Source organism: Pseudomonas sp. GW821-FHT02A11 (assembly GCF_059421985.1).
Map to the genome: position 1 here is coordinate 1 of NZ_JBWKWB010000045.1, position 23,694 is coordinate 23,694.

General features: G+C 60.2%; 19 protein-coding genes. 18 read left to right on the forward strand and 1 reads right to left on the reverse strand.

Features of this window, described 5'->3' with window-relative positions:
* Positions 1-378 precede the first annotated feature (378 nt).
* Positions 379-1,263, forward strand: coding sequence for a threonine/homoserine exporter RhtA (gene rhtA, locus AC07V9_RS29070; protein WP_495019067.1), 885 nt, complete (start codon positions 379-381; stop codon positions 1,261-1,263).
* 176 nt (positions 1,264-1,439) lie between these two features.
* On the forward strand, positions 1,440-1,730 hold the full coding sequence (locus AC07V9_RS29075) for a hypothetical protein (protein WP_495019068.1): 291 nt from the start codon (positions 1,440-1,442) through the stop codon (positions 1,728-1,730).
* A gap of 118 nt (positions 1,731-1,848) precedes the next feature.
* Here AC07V9_RS29075 and AC07V9_RS29080 read toward each other — a convergent pair whose 3' ends face one another.
* A complete protein-coding gene (locus tag AC07V9_RS29080; RefSeq protein WP_495019069.1) occupies positions 1,849-3,657 on the reverse strand; it encodes an aminopeptidase P family protein in 1,809 nt (602 codons plus the stop codon).
* Positions 3,658-4,568: 911 nt separating this feature from the next.
* On the opposite strand from AC07V9_RS29080, the gene AC07V9_RS29085 reads away from it, so the two are divergent.
* The 16 genes from AC07V9_RS29085 to AC07V9_RS29160 all read left to right on the forward strand — a co-directional run bounded on the left by AC07V9_RS29085 (position 4,569) and on the right by AC07V9_RS29160 (position 23,435).
* Positions 4,569-5,354: a hypothetical protein gene (locus AC07V9_RS29085; RefSeq protein WP_495019070.1), complete on the forward strand. Its 786-nt coding sequence runs from the start codon at positions 4,569-4,571 to the stop codon at positions 5,352-5,354.
* An 83-nt stretch (positions 5,355-5,437) separates the two neighbouring features.
* Positions 5,438-6,559 (forward strand): DegT/DnrJ/EryC1/StrS family aminotransferase, encoded by a 1,122-nt coding sequence (locus AC07V9_RS29090; RefSeq protein WP_495019071.1) that lies wholly within the window; start codon positions 5,438-5,440, stop codon positions 6,557-6,559.
* Positions 6,560-6,607: 48 nt separating this feature from the next.
* Positions 6,608-8,122 (forward strand): lipopolysaccharide biosynthesis protein, encoded by a 1,515-nt coding sequence (locus AC07V9_RS29095; RefSeq protein WP_495019072.1) that lies wholly within the window; start codon positions 6,608-6,610, stop codon positions 8,120-8,122.
* 3 nt (positions 8,123-8,125) lie between these two features.
* Complete coding sequence (locus AC07V9_RS29100) at positions 8,126-9,055, forward strand: glycosyltransferase family 2 protein (RefSeq protein WP_495019073.1); 930 nt, start codon at positions 8,126-8,128, stop codon at positions 9,053-9,055.
* A complete protein-coding gene (locus AC07V9_RS29105; RefSeq protein ID WP_495019074.1) occupies positions 9,045-9,497 on the forward strand; it encodes a low molecular weight protein-tyrosine-phosphatase in 453 nt (150 codons plus the stop codon). The genes AC07V9_RS29100 and AC07V9_RS29105 overlap by 11 nt, the downstream gene beginning before the upstream one ends.
* Complete coding sequence (locus AC07V9_RS29110; protein ID WP_495019075.1) at positions 9,498-11,711, forward strand: polysaccharide biosynthesis tyrosine autokinase; 2,214 nt, start codon at positions 9,498-9,500, stop codon at positions 11,709-11,711.
* A 56-nt stretch (positions 11,712-11,767) separates the two neighbouring features.
* On the forward strand, positions 11,768-12,574 hold the full coding sequence (locus tag AC07V9_RS29115; protein ID WP_495019076.1) for a WbqC family protein: 807 nt from the start codon (positions 11,768-11,770) through the stop codon (positions 12,572-12,574).
* Positions 12,575-12,580: 6 nt separating this feature from the next.
* A complete protein-coding gene (gene rfaH, locus AC07V9_RS29120; protein ID WP_495019085.1) occupies positions 12,581-13,108 on the forward strand; it encodes a transcription/translation regulatory transformer protein RfaH in 528 nt (175 codons plus the stop codon).
* 216 nt (positions 13,109-13,324) lie between these two features.
* Positions 13,325-14,323: a glycosyltransferase gene (locus tag AC07V9_RS29125; protein WP_495019077.1), complete on the forward strand. Its 999-nt coding sequence runs from the start codon at positions 13,325-13,327 to the stop codon at positions 14,321-14,323.
* Positions 14,320-15,573 carry a glycosyltransferase family 4 protein gene (locus AC07V9_RS29130; protein ID WP_495019078.1) on the forward strand — a complete coding sequence of 418 codons (1,254 nt, stop codon included), beginning with the start codon at positions 14,320-14,322 and terminating at the stop codon, positions 15,571-15,573. Before AC07V9_RS29125 ends, AC07V9_RS29130 begins: the two co-directional genes overlap by 4 nt.
* Positions 15,574-15,751: 178 nt before the next feature.
* Positions 15,752-16,996 carry a hypothetical protein gene (locus AC07V9_RS29135; RefSeq protein WP_495019079.1) on the forward strand — a complete coding sequence of 415 codons (1,245 nt, stop codon included), beginning with the start codon at positions 15,752-15,754 and terminating at the stop codon, positions 16,994-16,996.
* A 241-nt stretch (positions 16,997-17,237) separates the two neighbouring features.
* On the forward strand, positions 17,238-18,359 hold the full coding sequence (locus AC07V9_RS29140; RefSeq protein WP_495019080.1) for a glycosyltransferase family 4 protein: 1,122 nt from the start codon (positions 17,238-17,240) through the stop codon (positions 18,357-18,359).
* Between the two features lie 9 nt (positions 18,360-18,368).
* Positions 18,369-19,409 carry an acyltransferase family protein gene (locus AC07V9_RS29145; RefSeq protein WP_495019081.1) on the forward strand — a complete coding sequence of 347 codons (1,041 nt, stop codon included), beginning with the start codon at positions 18,369-18,371 and terminating at the stop codon, positions 19,407-19,409.
* An 89-nt stretch (positions 19,410-19,498) separates the two neighbouring features.
* Positions 19,499-20,737, forward strand: a complete 1,239-nt coding sequence (locus AC07V9_RS29150) for a glycosyltransferase family 4 protein (RefSeq protein ID WP_495019082.1) — start codon at positions 19,499-19,501, stop codon at positions 20,735-20,737.
* Between the two features lie 14 nt (positions 20,738-20,751).
* Complete coding sequence (locus AC07V9_RS29155) at positions 20,752-22,164, forward strand: undecaprenyl-phosphate glucose phosphotransferase (RefSeq protein ID WP_495019083.1); 1,413 nt, start codon at positions 20,752-20,754, stop codon at positions 22,162-22,164.
* A gap of 188 nt (positions 22,165-22,352) precedes the next feature.
* Entirely contained in the window at positions 22,353-23,435 is a 1,083-nt protein-coding gene (locus tag AC07V9_RS29160; RefSeq protein ID WP_495019084.1) for a polysaccharide biosynthesis/export family protein, read from the forward strand.
* The last annotated feature ends 259 nt before the right edge of the window (positions 23,436-23,694 follow it).

The following is a 23,694-nucleotide window of genomic DNA, read 5'->3' on the forward strand; positions in this document are numbered from 1 at the left end:
TTTTCAAAATTTCTTGATCAACTTCAACCACTTGCGCTTCGTTCGATGCTTCATCTCACGTCAGCGGGAGGCGAATTTTACAGCGTTACCACTTGCTGTCAACCACCTTTTTCACCGCTTGCGATCAGAACGTCTCGACCGAAGCACCTCCTCGCTCCTAAACCTATAACTCATTGAATCTCAAGGAGTTTTCGGTTCCGACTGCGCCAGAAGTGGGGCGAATTATAGAGAGATCCGGAGGGGCGTCAACCCTTAATTCAGTATTCTTGAAAAATCGAGCACCACCGCTTAATTGCGCAATATATTGCTCATCCTGTCATTCTTGAGCATCATTGCGCTCTTCTTATATATGCCTACTGCCCCGGACCCTTGAAAGCAATGAACGTTAAGCAAACCGGCCTGATCTCGGCCGTCCTACCTGTTGGCATGCTGCTAATTGCCATGACCTCCGTACAGACCGGCGCATCTCTGGCCAAATCCCTCTTCCCCGCTGTCGGCGCGCAAGGCACTACAACGTTACGCCTTGTCTTCGCCAGTGTGCTGATGGTGTTGATCCTCAGACCCTGGCGCACTCGTTTCACCGCCAGTTCGCTGCGCTCAGTCCTGGTTTATGGCATTGCCTTGGGCGGGATGAATTTCCTCTTCTATATGGCTATTCGCACGATCCCCCTGGGGATTGGCGTCGCGCTGGAGTTCACCGGACCGCTTGCCGTGGCGCTTTACCATTCACGCAAAGCCACCGACTTCATCTGGATCGCACTGGCGGTCACCGGTCTGGTTCTGCTGATTCCAACGGCAGGCGCTGACAGCCTGGACTTGAACGGGGTCTTCTACGCCCTCGGCGCCGGGGTCTGCTGGGCGGCCTACATCCTGTTCGGCCAGAAAGCCGGGGCCGATCACGGTGTGCAAACGGCTGCGCTGGGCGTGTTGATCGCGGCGATCTTCATCGCCCCGTTCGGTGTGGCGCATGCGGGGGCCGCCTTGCTCGACCCGGCCCTGATTCCCGTCGCCCTGGGCGTGGCGCTTTTATCGACCGCCATCCCTTACAGTCTCGAGATGATTGCCCTGACCCGCATGCCGGTGCGCACCTTCGGGACGCTGATGAGCATGGAGCCCGCCGTTGGCGCCTTGTCTGGCCTGGCGTTTCTGCATGAGAGCCTGCACCTGAGCCAATGGCTGGCCATCGCTGCGATTATCGTCGCATCAGCAGGTGCCACCCTGACTTCCCGCCCCGAGCCAGCCGCGCTCGTCCCTGCCGACTGAGTGTTTTTTATGCCCGTTACACGATGTCACTGGCATTTGTAACGCCATTGCGCCATGTTTACGCCTTGCCCCGTCAGAGATGAAACACATTTCGACGGACACGACTGATGGCTTCGGGCATGCGAGCGAACTCAAGCGGAAGACTGAACGGTGATGCCGCTCAGGTAAGGAAATGAATGAAGTACATTTTGATAATCCTGGCAGCTCTGGCTGTCGCCGGGTGCGCGGCCACTTCAAAGCCGATCAAGAGTAAACGAGGGCTGCACATCAATTGCTCCGGGCTTTCGTCCTCCTGGAACCAGTGCTACCAGATGGCCGCCGACTCCTGCGAGTCCAGGCAATACCGGGTCATCGCCAAATCCGGCGATGCTGCCGAAGAACCGGGTGACTTCCCGTTAGGTCTGAACCCTGCCGGTTACACCAGCCGCAGTATGATCATTGTCTGCAAGAAACCGACCCAGCCTTGATCCCGCAACCCGTCGATTGATCGGTTGAATCAGCAGATCATGACCTTGCCAATGCCCCTCGTCGATGCATGCCATGAAAAGCCCCCACCGGCCAAAACGGCGGGGGCAAAAGCAGCGGTCAGACTGCGGCAGTACGCGTCTGAAGCCATGCCCGCGCAGCGCCATCGACCAGCGGGCTCAAGCGCTGTTTGACCTCAGCGTGATAAGCGTTCAGCCATTCACGCTCTTCCTGGGTCAGCAGGCTGATGTCCAGGCAGCGCGTGTCGATCGGGCACAGGGTCAGGGTTTCGAACTTCAGAAACTCACCGAACTCGGTCTTGCCCGCTTCCTGGTTGATGACCAGATTTTCAATACGCACACCCCACTGGCCTGGACGATAGGTCCCCGGCTCGATCGAGGTGATCATCCCCGGCTGCATCGCAGTTTGCGGGGTGGCCGATGCCTGATAGGCAATGACCTGCGGCCCTTCATGCACATTCAGGAAGTAGCCGACGCCATGCCCGGTACCGTGCCCGTAGTTGACGCCCTCGGCCCAGATCGGCGCGCGCGCGATTGCATCCAGCAGCGGCGACAGAATGCCCCGCGGAAATTGCGCGCGGGACAGGGCAATCACGCCTTTCAACACGCGGGTGCAGTCGCGCTTCTGTTCGGCGGTCGGTGTACCGATCGGCACCATGCGGGTGATGTCGGTAGTGCCACCCAGATACTGGCCACCGGAGTCGATCAGCAGCAGGCCATCGCCGTCGATCTGGGCGAACTCCTCTTCGGTCGCGCGGTAGTGCGGCATGGCCCCGTTGCCATTGAAACCGGCGATGGTGGCAAAGCTCTGGGAAATGTAACCCGGACGCTTGGCGCGGGCTGCGCTGAGTTTTTCATCGATGGTCAGTTCGCTGACAGGCTCGTTGCCCAGCGCTGAATCGAGCCACGCGAAGAATTCGCACAAGGCCGCGCCATCTTGCTCCATGGCTTGGCGAATGTGCCGGGCATCGGCTTCGCTTTTCTGCGACTTGAACAAGGTGGTGGGGTTGAGCCCTTCCACCAGCGTGACTTCGCTGTCCAGGTAATCGAGCAAGCCGCAAGTGACCCGCGCCGGATCAACCAGCAGGCGCGCCTCTTTCGGCACCTCACGCAAGGCCGCACCGATACTGGTGTAGTCACGCAACGTGATGCCTTCGTTTTCCAGGGTCTTGCGCAACGCGGAGTTCACTTTTTCGGGAGCGACGAACAGGCTGATGCTGTCAGGGCCGATCAAGGCGAAGGAAATGAACACCGGGTTGTAGGAAACGTCTTCGCCACGCAGGTTGAACAGCCAGGCGATGTCGTCCAGGGTGGCAAGGAAATGCCAGTCAGCGCCACGCTCGGCGAGCACACCCCGCAGACGCGTCAGTTTTTCATCGCGGGTCTGGGTGGCCTGAGGCGCGACGTGCTCATAAATAGCCTGGGTCGGCAGCGTCGGGCGGTCGCTCCAGAGTTCGGTGAGCGGGTCCAGGTCCGTGCGCAGTCGCGCGCCACGCGCATAAAGGTTGCTGGCCAGGGTGCGCGAAGAGGCGACCGCCAACACCGCGCCATCGACCGCCACCACCGAATCGCTCTTGGCTTGCTCGGCCAGCCACTCCAGTGGGCCCGTCTGGCCGGGTTGCAACTTGACCAGTTCGATCCCGCTGCCCGCCAGTTCCTTGGTCGCCTGTTCCCAGTAACGGCTGTCGGCCCAGAGACCTGCGAAGTCCTGGGTCACGATCAAGGTGCCAACCGACCCGTGAAACCCTGACAACCACTGACGGCCCTGCCAGTAACCGGGCAGGTACTCGGAAAGATGAGGGTCGGCCGAGGGCACCAGCCACGCATCGATGCCTTCACGACTCATCAAAGCGCGTGCCTGCGCCAGGCGTTGCGCCACCACTCCACTGGTTTTCGACTGCGTATTCATTGACTCTCCTGCTGACCCGAATTGTTTTGCTTTCGCACCCGCCGATAATGGAGGACGTCTCGGGCGGGGGCAACCGCGCCGCGATGCAGAGGATGATTCAGCCAGACCAATAAACGCTTATGTCTCATCGCGTTAGAAAAATGCGCCGACGCCGCGCAGCAACGAAAGTTCCATATAAGTTCGACTTTTTGTGAGACCGCCGCCCGCTCGTTAACCACAATGAAGTTCGGGCATACATTGATAACCCTCTTATGAATGCACTCACCTGTGTATTGCAAAATCATGAACTCGCACGAACTTTCGTTATTCAATTAATGAGCGTCATAAAAACGCTACCCCCACCTGCGCCTGACTTCTGGCGGTGGGAAACCGTCTCCAGGCCCTTTTTTACCCGTTCCAAGCCCTCACGCATCGGCGATAGAAAAGCGTCAGCGCACCGTGATAGGGCATTGATGTTTTTTTGACTGCTATTTAAATCAATAACTTAGGATGGCAAATATTACGGTTATCAAAAATTTAACAGAATGTTGGCGAAATAAATTGACAGAAACTGCGCCGCCGTCGATATATATGCCTGTCCCATGTTTTCCAGTTTTTAGCAGTGCAGCCGCAGAGTTGTGCGCAGAAGACATTCAGACTTTCACCACCTTTGTACCTGCCAAGAAGTTAAAGACTCAGACGGTGTGTTCCTGGCGCCGGTGGGCTTTTGTTGGCCTAAAGAAAGTTTTCGAAATTACTGAAAGTGCTCGGTAGGGCGGTAGCTTTGCCCAACGATCGGTCAGGCCATTTCGTGAACTCCGAGCTGATTAGCAGCGACAGCAACAGCAGGATCTGCAGATTCGGGCGGTAGCGTGTCCGAACCACCTTGCCCGGTTGCTGTGCCCCTTCACTTCTAACGAGGGCGCGAGGCAATGCCTTTATCTTTCGACACGGATGAGCAGCTGGCCATGCGCCTGGCTGACGAAATCGATACCAACGGCTTTGCAAAACTTAAGGAAGCGGTGACTGAAGCGGACCTTCAGCAACTGCGCACCTGGACCGACCAGCAGGCACAGAAGCATCAGGGCGAATATTTTGCCTACCACGGCGAAGCGATGCTGGGCGACAGCCTGCTGGCCAGCTACTGGGCCGATGCGCAGTTCAAGCTGCTGCTCGCCCGCCTCTATCGACACGCGGCGCAGCGCGAACCGCAAAGCGACCGGATTTTTCCGGTGCTGCGCTGCGTACAGGGCAACATTGGCAAGCGTGAGTCCAATGCATTCCACTACGACGCAAGCTTGGTCACCGCACTTATTCCTGTGTTTATCCCCACCGAAGGTGAGGAACGCGGCGATCTGATGCTGTTTCCCAACATTCGTCGCGTGCGCTCCTGGGTGCTGTTCAACGTGATCGAAAAGGCGCTGCTGCAGAACAAGCTGACCCGCGGCTGGATCATCAAGGGCATGCAGCGCAACTGGCTCAAGCCTTACGTCCTGCGCCTTGAGCCGGGCAACGTCTACTTCTTCTGGGGCTATCGCACGCTGCACGCCAACCAGGTGTGCAGCCCGGGCCTCAAGCGCGCCACCGCGCTGTTCCACTTCGGCGACCCGCACACGGGAAGCCTGGCGACCCGCCTGATCCTCAAGATCAACCAGGGACGGGCGCGGCGAATGAGCAATAAAGCCGGCAACCAGCCCCCCGCCTCGACCCCGAGCTGAACCGGACAGGACCTTGCGCACCGCGCCTCACAGCATGGCTGCCTTAAACGCCTTAAAGCATTGCATCAGAAATGGAGACTTCGATGATCAACGTAACCAAGACTTACCTAGGCGATATCGACAAGTTCAAGACCTACGTCGAAGGCATCTATGCACGTGGCTGGCTGACCAACCACGGCCCGCTGGTGTGCCAGCTGGAGGAGCGCCTCAAGAAATACCTGGGCGTCAGGCACGTGATCCTGACCAACAATGGCACCCTGGCCCTGCAGGTCGCCTATCGCGCGCTCGGCCTTTCCGGCAGCGCAGTGACTACCCCGTTCAGCTTCGTGGCCACCAGCAGCTCGCTGCAATGGGAAGGCATCCGCCCGATCTTCGCCGACATCGACGCGCAAACCTGGAACATTTCCCCTGAGCACATCGAAAGCCGGATCGTTTCCGACACCACTGCCATCGTCGGCACCCACGTGTTCGGCAACCCGTGTGCGGTGGAGCGCATCGAAGAGATCGCCCGTCGGCGCAATCTGAAAGTCGTGTACGACGGCGCCCATGCCTTCGCTGTGCGTCACGCCGGTCAATCGGTGCTCAACTGGGGCGACATCAGCACCCTGAGCTTCCACGCCACCAAGCTGTTTCACACCATCGAAGGCGGCGCGATCATCACCAACGACGATGAGCTGGCGCGCAAGGTTCATTTGCTGTGCAACTTCGGCATCGTCGATGTCGACAAGATCGACGGCATCGGCATCAACGCCAAGCTCAACGAATTCTCCGCGGCAATGGGCCTGTGCATCCTCGACGATATCGAGAACATTCTTCAGGAACGCGCTGAAATTGCCCACCGCTACACCACCCGCCTGGGTGATTACGTTGACCTGCAAAAGCCCGAGGCCAACAGCGAGCTGAACCACAGCTACTACCCGATCGCCCTGGCCGACGAGCAGCAACTGTTGCGCCTGCGCAGCGCGCTGAACACCAACGGCATCAACCCACGACGTTATTTCTACCCGTCGCTGGACACCCTCGAGTACCTGCAACCCCAAGCGGCGCAAACGGCTTCGCGCTCGCTGAGCGAGCGAGTGCTGTGCCTGCCGATCTATCCGGGCCTCAAGCAAGAAGACCAGGAACGGGTGATTGCTACCGTGATCGCCGAGTGCGGCCAGGGCCACGCGCCGTATCAAATGCCCAATCTGGCCCATGTCATCTGAAAACGGATGCGCACCGCGCCCTCACGCTCTGGCGAAACAGGACATCCCATGCAAACCAAACGCTCAGTCATACGCAACACTGCGTTGAGCTATGCCGGCCAGGCCTACACCCTGCTGGTGGGCATTCTGATCATGCCGTTCTACCTCGGCCACATGGGCGCCGAGGCGTATGGCCTGATCGGGTTTTTCTCGGTGCTGCAGGCCTGGTTGCAATTGCTGGACGCCGGCCTGTCACCCAGCCTGGTGCGGGCCGTGGCGCATCAGCAAACGGCCGCCACGCAGGATTATCTGTCGGGTCGCCTGTTGCGCTCGTTCGAGATCATTTTTGTGCCACTGGCGAGCCTCTGCTGCGTGGCGATGTACGCGGGCAGCGAATGGATCGCCGTGCACTGGCTCAACGCCAAGGAGCTGTCGACCGCGACGCTGGTTCAGTGCATCGGCCTGATGGGCCTGGTCATCGCCCTGCGGCTGTATTCGACGCTTTATAAAAGCGGGATTCAGGGCCTTGAACAACACGCCTGGCTGAACATCGCCAACGTCATCATCGCCACCCTGCGCTACTTCGGCGGGCTGTTTCTGGTGAGCACGATTTCCAGCGACCCGGTGCTGTTCTTTGAATTCCAGGTGCTGGTGGGGGTGATCGAAACCCTGATCTTCGCGGCCCGCGCCTACCAGCAGATGCCGACGCCCACCTGGCTGACCGGCTTCGACTGGCAGCTGGTCAAACCGATCATCCCGTTCGCGGCAAGCATGTCCGGCACCGCAGTGTTGTGGATCATCCTGACCCAGATCGACAAGGTGCTGCTCTCCGAGCTTCTGCCGCTCAACGAGTACGGTTACTTCTCGCTGGTGGCGCTGATCACCACCGGAATCATGATGCTCAGCAACCCGTTGGCGCAGACGCTGCTGCCGCGCCTGACGGTGCTGATGGCCGAAGGGCGTCGCGATGACATGCACGCGCTGTTTCTGGCCGCCAACCGCTTCGTCTGTACGTTTCTGTTTCCGCTGGCAGCGCTGATTGCCCTGCACGCCCACGAAATGGTGTACGCCTGGTCGGGTGACGATGCGGCTGCCCAATGGAGCCGCACGATCCTGCCGTGGTACTCGCTGGGCAGCGCGATCATGGCGGTCAGCGCGTTTCAGTTCTACCTGCAGTACGCCTATGGGCAGATGCGCCTGCATGTCTGGTACAGCGTCGTGTCGGCGCTGATCACGGTGCCGGTGATGGTCCTGGCGATTCATTACCACGGCGCCCTGGGCGCAGCCCTTGCCTGGTTCGTGCTGCGTGCCGTGTCGTTCGCCATCTGGCCGATGATCGTGCATCAGCGCCTGGCGCCAGGGATTCACAGCTTGTGGCTGCGCGACATCATCCGCATCAGCGTGATGACCGCCGCAGGCCTTGCCATCAGCGAGCCGGTGCTGCGCCTGATCGCCGATGACAACCGTTTCAACACGTTTCTGGGTCTGGCCGTCAGTGGCCTGATCACGCTGATGGTGGTAGCAGCCAGCTACAAGCCACTGGTGACGAAGATTTCCGTCTTGTTCAGCAAATTGAGTGCATAAGCCATGGATGCTATTAGCAAAAAGACGAGCACCTCGCCGTCCGCCGCGCCCCTGGTCAGCATCGTCTGCCCAGCCTACAACCAGGAAGCCTATATCGCTCAGACGCTGGAAGGCTTTCTGATGCAGGAAACCTCCTACGACGTTGAGATTCTGGTCAACGACGATGCCTCCACCGATGGCACCGCCCGCATCATTGCGGAATATGTCGAGCGTTACCCGACACTGATCCGCGCCTTCTATCACGAGACGAACCAGTACTCTCAAGGCAAGCCGTCGGTGCCGCACCTGTTCGGCGTAGCCCGCGGACGCTACATCGCCTTCTGCGAAGGAGACGATTACTGGACCGACCCGCACAAGTTGCAGATCCAGGTAGAGTTTCTCGAGAACCACCCGGACTACGTGCTGACCTACCACGATGCGACGCCCTTCGATATCAACGGCGAGTACCCGATCCAGCTGCAAGGCAAGCTGCGCGGCGATGCCACGGCGCTTGAGCTGCAGAAGGCGCGGCCGATTTCGACGCTCACCACCGTGTTCCGCAACGTCTTCGACTCACTGCCCAAAGAGCTGGTAGGCGCGCCGCTCAATGACTTGGTCTGGTGGTCACTGCTCGGTGCCTACGGCAAGGGCAAGTTCATGGGCCAGATCAAGCCTGCGGCCTACCGCATGCATCCGGGCGGGGTGTTCTCCATGCGTTCGGACAAACGAAAACTGCACATGGCGCTGCAAACCTCCGGGGCGCTGGCCAACTACTACAACCGCTTGGGCAACGACGAGCTCTACGAGCACTTCCTGATGGAACTGGTGGGTTACTCGCTGTCGGCCATCACGCCCCAGCGCAAGATGCAGACCTTGTTGCAGGTGGGTAAGAACTTCAGCACCAACATCGGCAAGAGACTGATGACGCCTTTGCGCAAAAGTCATGTTCAGTAACGTGCTGGTGGTCTGCGTCGGCAACATCTGTCGCAGCCCCATGGCCGAAGCCATGCTCCGACAACGCGTGCGCAATGATCGCGTCGCCATTTCGTCGGCAGGCACTCACGCCATGCTCAGTTCAACCATTGACCCGTTCGCCAAGGCCGTGTTGCAGGCCAACGGCGTTGACCCACACGGGCACCGCAGCCGGCAGATAGACCGGCAGATGCTCCACGACGCGGATCTGATCCTGCTGATGGAGCACCGCCAGATGCAAAGCGTACTCAAGCTGGCCCCCGAGGTGCGCGGCAAGACGTTTCTGATTGGCAAATGGCAACAGGACATGGAAATAGCCGATCCGTACCGGCGCCCCCAATTAGCCTTTGAACAGACCTACGAGTTGCTTTCGCGTTGCGTCGACGACTGGCTTCCTTATCTTCAGTCAGGAGATCCAAGATAAATGACCGCTATGAACCGTACTTCCCTGGACGACGTCCAGGACTCCCGGATCGATTTGGCGACTATCTTGCGCACACTATTCGATCACAAAGGAATGATTGCATCGATTGTCGGTGTCTGCGTCCTGCTGGGGCTGACCTACGCCATCCTCGCAACGCCAATCTTCCAGGCCAACGCGATGATTCAGATCGAGCCAAAGAAAATCGGCATCGAGGGGCGCACCGAAGTCAGCAGCAAACCGCTGTCGGTGTCCCAGGCGACCACCGAAATCGAGCTGATCAAATCCCGCGCGGTGCTGGGCAAGGTCGTCGAAGACCTCAAGCTCAACATCATCCAGAAGCCTAAATACGTGCCTGGCATCGGCGGCTACATGGCCCGCACTTTCAAGCCCGAGCACGAAGGCGAACTCGCGTCGCCGATGTTCGGCCTGGACAGCTATGCCTGGGGTGGCGAGAAAATCGACATCTTCCAACTGGAGGTGCCTGACGCGCTGCTCGGCGACAAGATGACCATGGTCGTCGACAAGCCCGACAACTTCTCGCTCTATGACAGCGACCACAACAAGCTGCTCAGCGGCCCGGTCGGTCAGACCGTTGAAGGCAGCGGCGTGAAGATTCAGGTGGCTGCGCTCAGGGGCCGTCCAGGCACCGAGTTCACCGTCATCCGTGAACGCACGCTGACCGCCGCGCTGGATTATCAGGACCGTCTGAAAATCCTCGAAGCGGGCAAGGATTCCGGAATCGTCTACCTGGCGATCCAGGACCCTGACCCTGTATTGGCCAAACGCATTCTCAACGAAGTCAGCCGCCTGTACGTGCGTCAGAACGTTGAACGCAGTTCGGCCGAAGCCGCCCAGCGTCTGGAGTTCCTGCGCTCGCAACTGCCCGCCGTGCGCAAGCAGCTGGAGCAGTCGGAGATCGCCCTGAATAACTTCCAGACCGGCGCCAAATCGGTCGACCTGAGCGTTGAGACCAAATCGGTGCTCGATCAGGTGGTCAAGCTGGAAGGCACGTTGTCTGACCTGAAAATGAAGCGTGTCGACGTCGAGCGCCTGTACACGCCCGAACACCCGACCTATCGCGGCCTGATGACTCAGATCGGTCAGGTCGAAGCGCAGAAAGCGGCGCTGCTGAAGAAAATCGAAGCCCTGCCTGCCACCCAGCAAGAGCTGCTGCGTCTGAACCGTGACATGCAAGTCACCTCGCAGACCTACACCCTGCTGCTGGACAAGAGTCAGGAGCAGGACATTCTTCGCGCCGGCAGCATCGGCAACGTGCGCATCATCGACAACGCCGACGCCAACGTCGAAGAGCCGGTCAAGCCGATGAGAAAAATCATCGTGCTGGTGGCCGCACTCGTCGGCCTGCTGCTCGCCGTCGGCACCGTGTTCGTGCGTCAGGCGTTCTACCGCGGTGTCGACAACCCGGAGGTAATCGAAAACCTGGGGATGCCGGTGTACGCCTCGCTGCCGTTCTCCCGTCAGCAGGAACGCATGGACAAGCTTGGCAGCCGCTCGGGGAACAAGGAACCGCGTCTGCTCAGTGTCAGCGCGCCGACGGAGCTGGCCATCGAGTCGCTGCGCAGCCTGCGCACCAGCCTGCATTTCGCGATGCTCGAAGCGCGCAACAATGTGCTGATGATCTCAAGCCCGACACCGGGCGTGGGCAAGTCGTTCGTCTCCAGCAACCTGGCGGTGATCATTGCCCAAACCGGCAAACGTGTGCTGCTGATCGACGCCGACATGCGCAAAGGCTACCTGCACAAGCTGTTCAACCTGACGCCCAAGCACGGCCTGTCCGACACCCTGGCCGCGCGGCTGAAGAGCAAGGAAGTGATCAACCACACCGAAGTGCGCAACCTGGACTTCATTTCCTGTGGTTTCGCGGCGCCCAACCCGTCGGAGCTGTTGATGCATGACAACTTCAACAAGTTGATCACCGACCTGTCGCCGCTGTACGACCTGGTGATCGTCGACACCCCGCCGATCCTGGCGGTCACCGACGCCACCCTGGTGGGCCGTCAATCGGGCACATGCCTGCTGGTCACCCGCTTCGGGCTGAGCACCGCCAAGGAAATCGAGGCGTGCAAACGCCGCCTGATGCACAACGGCATCCTGATCAAGGGCGCGATTTTCAATGGCGTGCTGCGCAAGGCCTCGACTGCCGACTACGACTGCGCAGCTTATGGGTATGACTACACGACGGTTCGCAAATAACCCGAATGCCCCGCGTTCGCGCGGGGCATGAAGCACTCGCAGTAAAGGAGACGTTCATGGCCAGGACCATTGCAGTGATGCAACCCTACCTCTTTCCCTATCTGGGTTACTTTCAACTGATCGCCGCTGCCGATGTCTTCGTCCTGGGAGACGACCTGCAGTACGTGCGCTCCGGCTGGGTCAATCGCAACCGCATCCTGCACAACAATGAAGCCCGGCTGATCAGCTTCCCGCTGAAAAAGGACCGCTTCGAGTTGCAGATCAATCAGCGTCAGCTGTGCGATCACTTTCCCGAAGAAGCCGAAAGGCTGATTGCGCTGATGACCGAGAGTTACCGTCACGCGCCCTACTTCGCCCAGATCATGCCGCTGGTCGAGCGGTTGATTCGCTTTCCACAACAAAACATCGCGCTGTACGCCGAACACGCGCTACGTGAACTGTGCGCCTACCTGCACATCGTCACGCCGATCATGCGCAGCTCCGATCTGATTCTGGGCAGCCCCACCGACAAGCAGGAGCGCATCATCCGCATTGCCCACACCTTCGAAGCGACGACATTCATTACGCCCGAAGGCGGTTCGGTGGTATACGACCGTGACCACTTTGCGCGTAACCGCCTGCTGGTGCGGTTCTTCCGGATGAACCCGGTGGAGTACCGGCAGTTCAGCCAACCTTTCGTCGCCAATCTGTCGATCATCGACGTATTGATGTTCAACTGCGTCGAGCAGGTCCAACAGATGTTGACGCACTATCGATTGGACAAACACCCGCCCGCAGCCGAAGCCGAGCCCGGAATGCTGGCCGGAATGACGCACCACCCTGAGCTTGTATCAACTCTGTCGAACCGGATTGCAGTGGAGTGATCAATGATGTCTCAAGCCGTCAGCACCTCGAATAACCCAGCGCGCTGGTACCTGATTCAAACCAAGCCCCGCCAGGAAGCCCGCGCGCAAGAGCACCTGCAGCGCCAAAGCTTCGAATGCTACCGCCCGGTCAAGCATGGCGAGAAAAAACGCGGCTCCCGGGGCCTGGCTGAAGAGGAGCTGTTCCCCGGCTACCTGTTCATCCGCATGGATCAGACGAACGATAACTGGTACCCGATCCGCTCGACCCGCGGCGTGGCGCGCATCGTGACATTTGGCGGCATGCCGATTCCGGTCCAGGACGAGCTGATCGAACAGATCCGCGCCCGCCTGCAGGCTCCGGCGCCCAAAGTGACGTTCCAGCAAGGCGAGGCCGTGCGCATCACCGCCGACGGTTTCAACGACATCGAAGCGATCTTCCTCGCTGCCGATGGCGATGAACGCGCGGTGATCCTGCTCAACCTGCTGCACCGCGACCAGAAAGTGACCCTGCCGGTGAGCAGCCTTTCGCGGATGGAAGTGCGGGTGAGCTAGTAGCCCGCCTACCTCTGTGGGACGCATACCCCTGTGGGAGCGAATTGATTCGCGACAGGGCGGTACATCCGATGCAGATCTGTCGGATATGAAACCGCATCGCGAATGAATTCGCTCCCACAGTAGACAGCCTGCGTTCGGCAACACCCCTGACTTCGTTTATGAGTGCTGAGCATTTCGCCCAGCGCCCTCGCTCTCCTTCGCCCGGAACTCACCATGACTTCAAAAACGACTCTGGTGACGCTCACCTATGGTGACCGTTTTAACTACCTGCACACGCTGGTCAGCCGCTCGCTGGAAAGCCCGCTGATCGATCGGGTGATCATCGTCAGCAACGCCTCGACATCGCCGCTGGACACCCTGCGGCGTACCTGGCCGGGTCAGGTCAGCGTGATCTACATGCACGAAAACACTGGCTCCGCGCGCGGCTATTCGGTGGGGATCCAGGCTGCGCTGGATGCGGGGGCCGAGCACATCTGGCTGATGGACGACGACAACGCGCCGACCATCAATGCCATCGCCGCGCTGCACCGGGTGCTGGAAGAACGCAAGCTGATCGACGGTGAAGAAAAAGCCGCCGTACTGGGCTTTCGCCCGACCCATCAGGCCGACATCGCCGCCGGGGTGCCGAAGCGTTTTGCCATCCAGCGCCGTTCCAGTTTCTTCGGTTTTCACATTGCCCAGCTGCCTTACAAGATCTGGCGCCGGTTGCCATGGGGCGCGCCGCAGGCCACCGGCCCGCTCTCGATGGTGGAATTGCCCTTCGCCACCTACGGCGGTTTGCTCGCCCATCGCAACCTGTACCGCAGGATCGGCCTGCCGCTGGACGCCCTGATGCTTTACGCCGATGACAGCGAATACACCTGGCGCATTACCGCAGGTGGCGGGCGGATCTTTCTGGTGCCCGAGGCGGTGCTCGACGACCTGGAGAACTCCTGGAACATCAAGGCGCGCACCAACAACATCTACGAGAGCTTCCTGCTCGGCGGCTCGGACCTGCGCGCCTACTACGGTGCGCGTAATCAGGCCTGGTTCGACAAGAACGTCTGGGCCAACTCATCGCTGCTGTACAGCCTCAACCGCTGGGTGTTCTTCCGCCTGCTGCGGCTGATCGCCAAGCGGCGCGGCGCCGAAGAGCGCCTGAGCCTGATCGAAAAAGCCATCCGTGACGGTGAGTCCGGCGTACTGGGTCTGAATCAGTCGTATCCACTATGAAAATCCTGTTCATCAGCAGTCTGTACTCACCCCACATCGGCGGCGGCGCGGAGATCATTCTTCAGCGCACCGTCGAAGGCCTGCAACAACGCGGCTGCCAGGTCAGCGTGCTGGTGACCGGTCCAGACGCGGGGCTTGCGACCGAAACGGTCAATGGTGTGAAGGTCTACCGCGCAGGGCTTCATAACTTCTATTGGCAGTTCGGCGCACAGCGTCCGGGGCGCCTGGCCCGGTTGGGCTGGCACCTGCGCGACCGCTACAACGGCGCAATGCGCAGTTACGTGAAAGAGGTGATCAAGCTCGAGCAGCCGCAACTGGTGGTGTGCCACAACCTGGCCGGCTGGTCGGTGTCGGTGTGGGATGAAATCAGCGCGGCGCAATTGCCGATCGTTCAGGTGCTGCACGACATGTACCTGATGTGCCCCAGCAGCAACATGTTCAAGCGCGGCCAGTGCTGCCAGCAGCCATGTGGCAGTTGCCAGTCGTTTCGCAAGGGGCACGATGCGCGTTCGGCGCAGGTGTCCACGGTGGTCGGGGTCAGCCAGTTCATCCTCGACAAGCTGCAAAAGCGTGGCTACTTCAACGCAGCCAAGGGATACGTGGTGCACAACGCCAGCCCCTATGCCGCGGTGCACAACTCGCCGTACACGCAGCGCGAGCTGGACCCGACCCTGAAAAAGGCGCCACTGCGTTTTGGCTATATGGGCACCCTGTCCGAGCAGAAAGGCGTACGCTGGCTCATCGAACAGTTTCAGCGCCTGCCCTTCGACGCCACCCTGCAGATTGCCGGGCGTGGACAGGCAAGCGATGAGGCCGCGTTCAAGGCCCTGGCCACTTCGCCGAACGTCAGTTTCGTCGGCTACCAGAAGCCTGAAGCGTTCTACAGCCAGATCGACGTGGCGGTGGTGCCGTCCCTGTGGAACGAGCCTTTCGGCATGGTCGCCGTCGAGGCGTGCGCGCACTCGGTGCCGGTGATCGCCAGCCGCATGGGCGGGTTGCCCGAGATCATCCAGGACGCGCTCAATGGCCTTCTGTGCAGTCCGGATGATCCGGACTCGCTGGGCCACGCCATGCTCAGGCTGCATCAGCAACCCGAGCTGCTGAACCGGTTGAGCCGCCAGGCGCGGGTCAGTGTCGCAGCACTGTTGAACCTGGAGCTGATGCTGGACAGCTATGAAAGCATCTTCGCCCAGACGTTACTGGACAACACCGTGCATCGCGGCCCAACAGTCTTGCCTCATCCCGTCTGAGACGATGGGGGCTGCAACTGTAAACGTGATCCCACTTGCCGACGGCCCGAGACCTACCTGAGCAAGCGCTCCGGACCGTGCCTCTTCACTGAGACAAGCCATGCCCATCACGCGCCTGACGAGGTTACGACGACGCCTTTCGGTTCTTCTACTGGGTTTGGTCATCAGCGGATCAGCCATGGCCGACGACGGCTTCATCATCGGCGTCGACACCCATCTGATGAACAGAAACACACCCTCGGCCAAGGCGTTGCAGTTGCTCGAAGCGGCGGGTGTGGATTCGGTGCGCGACGACGCCTATTGGTCCAGCGCCGAGCCCCGACGAGGTTTAATGAGAATCGAACCGGCATGGCAGGCCTACCTCGGCAAGGCCCAGGAACATCACTTGCGGCCTTTGCTGGTGCTCGGCTACGGCAACCCGTTTTACGACAACTACGCCAAACCGCGTAAACCGCTGGTACGCGAGGCCTACGCCAACTACGTCAGCTTCGTGACCCGGCAACTGACCGACAGCGTGGACTTCTACGAAATCTGGAACGAGTGGGACCGGGAAAACCCCGTGGACCCGAATTTCGCGCGGGATTACAGCGTCCTCATCGAAGAAGCCGCCAAACGCATTCGCACCAATCAGCGCCCCATGGTGATCCTGGCGGGCGCCGTGACCAGCCAGGGCATGGACCTGGGCTTTGCCGACCGGCTGGTGGAGTCGGGCATCCTCAACCATGTCGACGGCCTGTCGCTGCACCCTTACGTGCACTGCCGGGCCGACGAGCGCAACACCCCGGAAAGCTGGATCGCGTGGCTACGAAGGATCAACGAAGACCTCAAGGAAAAGACCAAAAACAAGACCGCCGTACCGCTGTACCTGACCGAAATGGGCTGGCCCAGCAACGACGGACGCTGTGGCGGGGACGAAAAAACCCAGGCGGCCTTTCTGGCGCGCAGTTTCTTCCTCGCCCAGACCGTGCCCAACATCAAGGGCATGTGGTGGAACGGGTTGCTCAACGACGGCCCCGATGCCACCGACCCCGAACAGAATTTCGGGCTGCTCAATCAGGACCTGAGCATCAAGCAGGCTTACCTGACACTCAAAGCCATCAGCCCGACGCTGCATCAGTTCCGCTACGACGCCGAAAAGAGCCGCGAGATCGACTCGCAGTACCTGCTGCGTTTTGCCCGAGGGTCGGACCAGATCATGGTCGCCTGGACCGCAGGGCTGCCGCGCTCGATCAAGATCGATGCCAGCAGCGTGCTGCACGGCAACGTGCAATACATCGACACCCGCGAGCCGCAGAACGGCGTGGTCGACAGCGGCATTGCGTGGAACTGCAACGATGGACGTTGCTCGGCACAAGTACCGATCGACGAGTATCCAAAAATAATCACGCTGGGCACCCGCCCTGCCCTGTTTGCCTTGCCCTGATTCGTGACCTCGTTACAGGTCGCTCCCGGATTACCAACACACCGATGGTTCTGCTTGAAACGCAGATCCCCCTGTGGGAGCGAATTCAATCGCGAGAGGACGGGACATCCGAAACATTTCTGTCGGATGTACAACCGTCTCGCGAATGAATCCGCTCCCACAGAAAGCTACCGCGTCAGCCGCCCATTCAGGCTTGAGCTTCGGACTCACGACCCCCTCATCTCTTCACAGGTCGACCACAATGATTGTGATCAATGCACGCTTTCTGACGCAGGAACTGCGCGGCGTTCAGCGCTTCGCGGAACAGACCTGCCTGGCACTCAAGCAGTTGCGCGACGACGTTGTCTTTGTCTCGCCTCACGGTATCAAGATGCACGACAGCGCCCGCGCGCTGGACGTGCAATGTTTCGGTCGCCACAGCGGCCATCTGTGGGAACAACTGGACTTGCCGCTGTACCTGCGCCGCCACGGCAACCCGCTGCTGGTGTCGCTGTGCAGCACCGCGCCGCTGTTCTACCGCAACCAGATCGCCACCCACCATGACGTCACCTACGTGCGCCATCCGGAAAGCTACACCCGCCTGTTTCGCCTGCTGTACCGGACCATGACGCCGATCATGCTCTCGCGCATCAAGGCGTTGCTGACGGTCAGCAACTTCTCCAAGGGCGAGATTTCGCAGTTCTACAACTACCCCGAAAAGCAGATTTTCGTGGTGCCCAACGCGGTCAGTGGCGCCTTCCAACCGGCCCCGCCGAGCAAGGATTCGCCCGACTACCTGTTGGCGGTGTCCTCGCCGAGCGCGCACAAGAATTTCAGTCGCATGATTCAAGCGTTTTTGATGCTGCGCAATCACGACGATGTGCAGCTTCGCATCGTCGGCGGGGCCAGCGACGTGTTCGCCGATGACAATCTGCAACGCCTGGCCAGCCGCGATTCGCGCATCCGCTTTCTCGGTCGCCTGAGCGATGACGAACTGATCGAGCAATACCAGGGCGCCACGGCGTTCGTGTTCCCTTCGCTGTACGAAGGTTTCGGCATCCCGCCGCTGGAAGCGCAAGCCTGTGGCTGCCCGGTGCTGGCGGCCAACGCAGCGTCGATCCCTGAAGTGCTGCAGGCCAGCGCCTTGTACTTCGACCCGATGGACATCACCCATATGGCTGCGGCGATGGAGCGCATACTCACCGACCTGCCGTTGCGCCAGTCCTTGCGTCGGCGTGGCTTGAACAACGTGGCACGGTTTTCCTGGGACGAGTCGGCACGCCGCGTGTCGCAACGTATCGACATCTTGCTCAATCGCCCCAAGGACCGCCGTACCAGTACCGGCGCTGACGCGCTGCGTCGTGAATCCTCCAGCAAGCTTTGAGGCTCGTCCATGAAACGTTTGGCCTATCTCGACGCGATGCGTGGCATCGCTGCGCTGCTGGTGGTGTTCACCCACCTGTACCTGCCGGTCGTCGGTCATGTCTGGGTGTTCGACTACCTGATCGATCCCGGCAAACTGGGCGTGCTGTGGTTTTTCATGATCAGTGGCGTGGTGATCCCCTACAGTCTCAAGCCCGGCCCCGACGGCGCGCAGCGGTTTCTGGTGTCGCGCTTCATGCGACTGTACCCGGCGTACTGGGTGTCGCTGCTGCTGTTCGTGGCGGTCCTCAAGCTCACCGGCGCGCCGCTGCCCTCGCTGGCACAGATCGCCGCCAACGTGACGATGGTGCAGGCGGCGCTGGGTTTTGACGATGTCATCGGCCTGTACTGGACGCTGTTCATCGAACTGGTGTTCTACGGCCTGTGCCTGGCGCTGTTCATCAGCGGCAAGCTCTACGACCAGACCTTTCGCGCGCGCTGCTCCCTGGCATTCCTGCTCATGGCCCTGGCCATGGGCGTGGTTCGCGCGGTAAGTGAACGCAAGCTGCCCGTGGCCCTGCCGTTGGCACTGTCGTTGATGTTCTTCGGTTCGGTCTGGCGCCAGTGGCTTTTGGCCGAACACAGCAAAGAGTTGACCCGCAACCTGAAGATGCTGTTGATCGCCTTTGTCGTGCTCCTGCCGCCCACGCTGTTCATGGCTTACAACAAGGACATGGGCAACGGCGAAACCTGGGGCCGTTACTGCTTCACCTACGCGGTGGCCATCAGCAGCTTCCTGGTGCTGACCCGCAGCGTGCGCCTCGACCATCCGGCACTGGTCTGGCTGGGCGCGGTGAGTTACTCGCTGTACCTGCTGCACCCTTCGGTGGCCATGCTCAGCGAGTGGTTGCTGAGCAACACTGGCGCAGGGGCGCTGGTGGTGGCGGTGTTTGCCACGCTGCTGACCCTGGGTGCCGCGCACGTGTGTTTTCACTGCATCGAATCGCCTTTTATCCAGCTGGGCAAACGCCTCAACAACCGCAAAGCACGGACGCAGCCAGTAAACGCTTGAAGTCGGCATGCGCAATCAAAACCGCTCCAGTCCTGGCGAGCTTCGCTCGAATTGCAGGACTTTCCGAGCCGTTACTGCAGAGAACTCCAATGAAAATCGCAATTGTCCACGACTGGCTGGTGACGTACGCCGGTGCCGAAAAGGTTTTGGCATCCCTGATCAACATCTGGCCCGAGGCGGATCTGTTTTCCGTCATCGACTTTCTCAGCGACCAGGACCGCGCGCATCTGGGCGGCAAGGTGGCCACCACCACGTTCATCCAGCGCCTGCCCAAGGCCCGCACCAAATACCAGCGTTACCTGCCGCTGATGCCCATGGCCATCGAGCAACTGGACCTGTCCGGTTACGACCTGATCATCAGCAGCAGCCACGCCGTCGCCAAAGGCGTGTTATGCGGCCCTGACCAACTGCACATCAGCTACGTGCATTCGCCGATCCGCTACGCCTGGGACCTGCAGCACCAGTACCTCAAGGAAGCCAATCTGAGCAATGGCCTCAAAGGCAAAGTGGCGCGCATGATCCTGCACTACATGCGCATGTGGGATCAGCGCACCTCTGCCGGGGTCGACGACTTCATCGCCAATTCGCACTTCATCGGCGCGCGCATCACCAAGTCCTATCGGCGCGACTCGACGGTGATCTACCCGCCGGTCGACACTCGCGGCTTCACGATGCAAGAGCACAAGCAGGACTACTACTTCACCGCCTCGCGCATGGTTCCTTACAAGCGCATGCCGATGATCATAGAGGCCTTCGCCGCCATGCCGGACAAGCGCCTGGTGGTGGTCGGCGACGGCCCGGAAATGGAGAAATGCAGGGCCGCGGCCGCCCACGCGAGCAACATCACCCTGCTCGGCTACCAGCCGTTCGCGGTGCTCCAGGAGCACATGCGCAATGCCAAAGGTTTCGTCTTTGCGGCGGAAGAGGATTTCGGCATCAGCCCGGTGGAAGCCCAGGCCTGCGGCACGCCAGTGATCGCCTTTGGCAAGGGCGGCGTGCTGGAAACGGTGTGCGGACTGGATCATCCGCAACCGACCGGCGTGTTCTACCCCGAGCAGACGGTCGCTGCGTTGATCGAGGCCATCGAGACCTTTGAAGCCGAACGCTCGCGCATTACCGCGCAGGCCTGCCGGAGCAACGCCGAACGGTTCAGCGAGGCACACTTCGAGACTGAAATGCGCCAGTTCGTCGAGCTCCGTCTGCTGACCGCGCGCCAGACCCGTCAACCCATGCAATCCCGGTCGCCTCAGGTGGCGCCAAGCCTGGTCGTACCGACGCTGGTCCCCAGCGATCTTTCCGCCCGCGTTGTTCCGATCAAATCTGTCTGAGCGAGCACAAAAACATGAGCACACCTCTTCGCGGCATTTTGCATGCTCATCAATCGTCGTTGTCGGTCGCCCATCGCCTGCTGGACCTGGCGGTGATCGTGATCGGCGGTTACGGCGTGAATCTGCTCACCGGTACGCCGATGAGCACCGAGGCCTGGATGCAGATCCTGCTGGCCGGGGTCGCCTTCCACTGGCTGGCCGAGTACCACCAGCTGTACGGTTCCTGGCGCGGCGAGCGCATCCTGCGCGAACTGCTGAAAGTCGCTAACTACTGGGGCCTGGCGTTCGTGCTGCTGTTGTTCGTCGACTACATGCTGCTGCAGCCGGCCGACATTGCCGATAACGGCCAGATGGCCTGGTTCGCCACGGTGCTGGTGGCGCTGTGCGGCTACCGGCTGGCCATCCGCAGCCTGCTGCACACCTTGCGCAGCCATGGCTTCAACACCCGTCGCGTAGCCATCGTCGGCACCGGCCACTGTGGCGAACGCCTGGCCATGTCGATCGAAAGCGCGCCGTGGATGGGCCTGAACCTGCTGGGCTTTTACGACGAGCAGCCTGAGCAGATGGACCTGGCGCGCATCGGTCGGCGCATCCCGGTACTGGGCGATCTCGACGCGGTGATTCAGGACGCCCGCGACGGCAAGATCGACAAGGTCTACATCACCCTGACCCTGGGCGCACAAGCGCGATTGCAGGAGCTGATCAAGGGCTTGAGCGACACCACTGCGTCGGTGTACGTGATCCCGGACGTGTTCATGTTCGAACTGCTGCATGCCCGCAGCGAGAGCATCAACGGCCTGCCGAGCATCAGCATTTTCGACTCGCCCATGGACGGCGCCTGGAGCGTGGTCAAGCGCATCGAGGACATCGTGCTGTCGAGCCTGATCCTGAGCATGATCGCCCTGCCACTGATGGTGATCGCCCTGGCGATCAAACTCACGTCCAAGGGTCCTGTGCTGTTTCGTCAGCGCCGCTACGGGCTCGACGGCCGACCGATCATGGTGTGGAAATTCCGCAGCATGAGCGTTCAGGAAAACGGTGACGTGGTAACCCAAGCCACGCGCAACGACAGCCGCATCACCCCCTTGGGCGCCTTTCTGCGGCGCACCTCGCTGGACGAACTGCCGCAATTCTTCAATGTGCTGCGCGGCGACATGTCCATCGTCGGCCCGCGTCCTCACGCAGTGGCCCACAACGAACAATACCGCAGGCAGGTGTCCGGCTACATGCTGCGACACAAGGTCAAGCCGGGCATCACCGGCTGGGCACAGATCAACGGCTGGCGTGGCGAGACCGACACGCTGGACAAGATGCAGAAACGCGTGGAATTCGACCTGCAGTACATCGAGCACTGGTCGGTGTGGCTGGATATGAAAATCATCCTGCTGACGCTCTTCAAAGGCTTCGTCAACAAGAACGCCTTCTAGCTGTAGAACAAGACTTCACACAAAAAAAACATCTGCCAATAACAACAAATCTGGCCGCGCAGCTGCGCTCGGCAGGAGGTGCATGGGTGTATGAGCAAGGGTAATCCGATGTTCGGTGTTGGTAAGGGATGCAACGAAATCACTGCGGTGCCAGTACGCACCTTTTAGGATTAAGAAGGAACACTCATATGAAAGTAACGTTTGCGGTAGTGCTGCTTTCCAGTCTGATTCTGCAAGGCTGCGCATTCGCCCCCGGTCAATACATGTCACTGAGCGACGTCACCGACAAGGACCCGGACGGTCCGGCGGTCACTCTCGTCAATATCACCCCGGCCACTCTGGCTCAGCAGCAGAAATCCGCTGCCGCCCTGGCCAAGCCACTGCCTCCTGAGTTGCTGACGTACAAAACCCCTGAATACGTGGTCGGGCCGGGCGATGCCCTGCTGGTCACCGTGTTCGAACACCCGGAACTGACCGCCCCGGGCTCCCAGGAGCAACTGGACGCCAACAGCCGGGAAGTGCTGAACGACGGCACAGTGTTTTTCCCCTATGTCGGTCGTATCCAGGCCGCCGGCAAAACCGTCGCGCAGATCCGCGAACAACTGCGCATGGGCTTGCTGCCGCAGTACACCGAGGTCAAGGTCGACGTGAAAGTGCTGCGCTACAACAGCCAGCGCATCCTGCTGTCCGGTGCGTTCAAGACCCCTGGCCCACAACCGATCACCAATATTCCGCTGAGCCTGGTTCAGGCCATCAGCCAGGCCGGTCTTGACCTGACCGACGCCAACCTCGCCGGCCTGACCCTGCGTCGCGACGGCAAGGATTACGTGATCGATGTCGACTCGCTCAACCGCAAGGATTCGCAGCTGAGCAAGATCTACCTCAAGGACGGCGACTACCTGCACTTGAACAGCAACTCGAAGAACAAGATCTACGTGTTGGGCGAGGTTCAGCGCCCTCAGGTGATTTCGTTCAGCACCACCAGCGTGACGCTGCTTGAAGCCCTCGGCACATCCGGCGGTTTGAGCCCGGACGCGGCAGACGGCGAGGCGGTGTACGTGATCAGGGCGCAGGACGCGACCCACGCGGCGACCGTGTATCACCTCAATGCCAAGAAACCGACCGCTTATGTCTTGGCCAAGGGTTTCGAGCTGGCGGCCCAGGATGTGGTGTTTGTAGGGCCCGCCAATATCACTCGGTGGAGCCGTTATGTGAGCCAGTTGCTGGGTTCGAACAACATCATCCAGACCGGTGCCATGTTCCGGAACTAAGGGTTCTGGTGGTGGGTTAAGCGCAATAAGAAATCCTCGTGGCGGTCCGGCTGCGGGGATTTTTTTTGGTTTTTTTTTGAGGGTGAGTCTGTTGGTTTTTTGTTGTTGATGGGTTCTGGCTAACGCCAGAACTGTTTCGCCTTCGGCGAGTTACTTGAAAAGACACCAAGTAACCAAGTGTCTGAACTGACCCCCAAAAGTTGGACACCCTGTCCAACCAAAGGGATGCCCACCATGAAATACACTCCAGCCTTCAAGC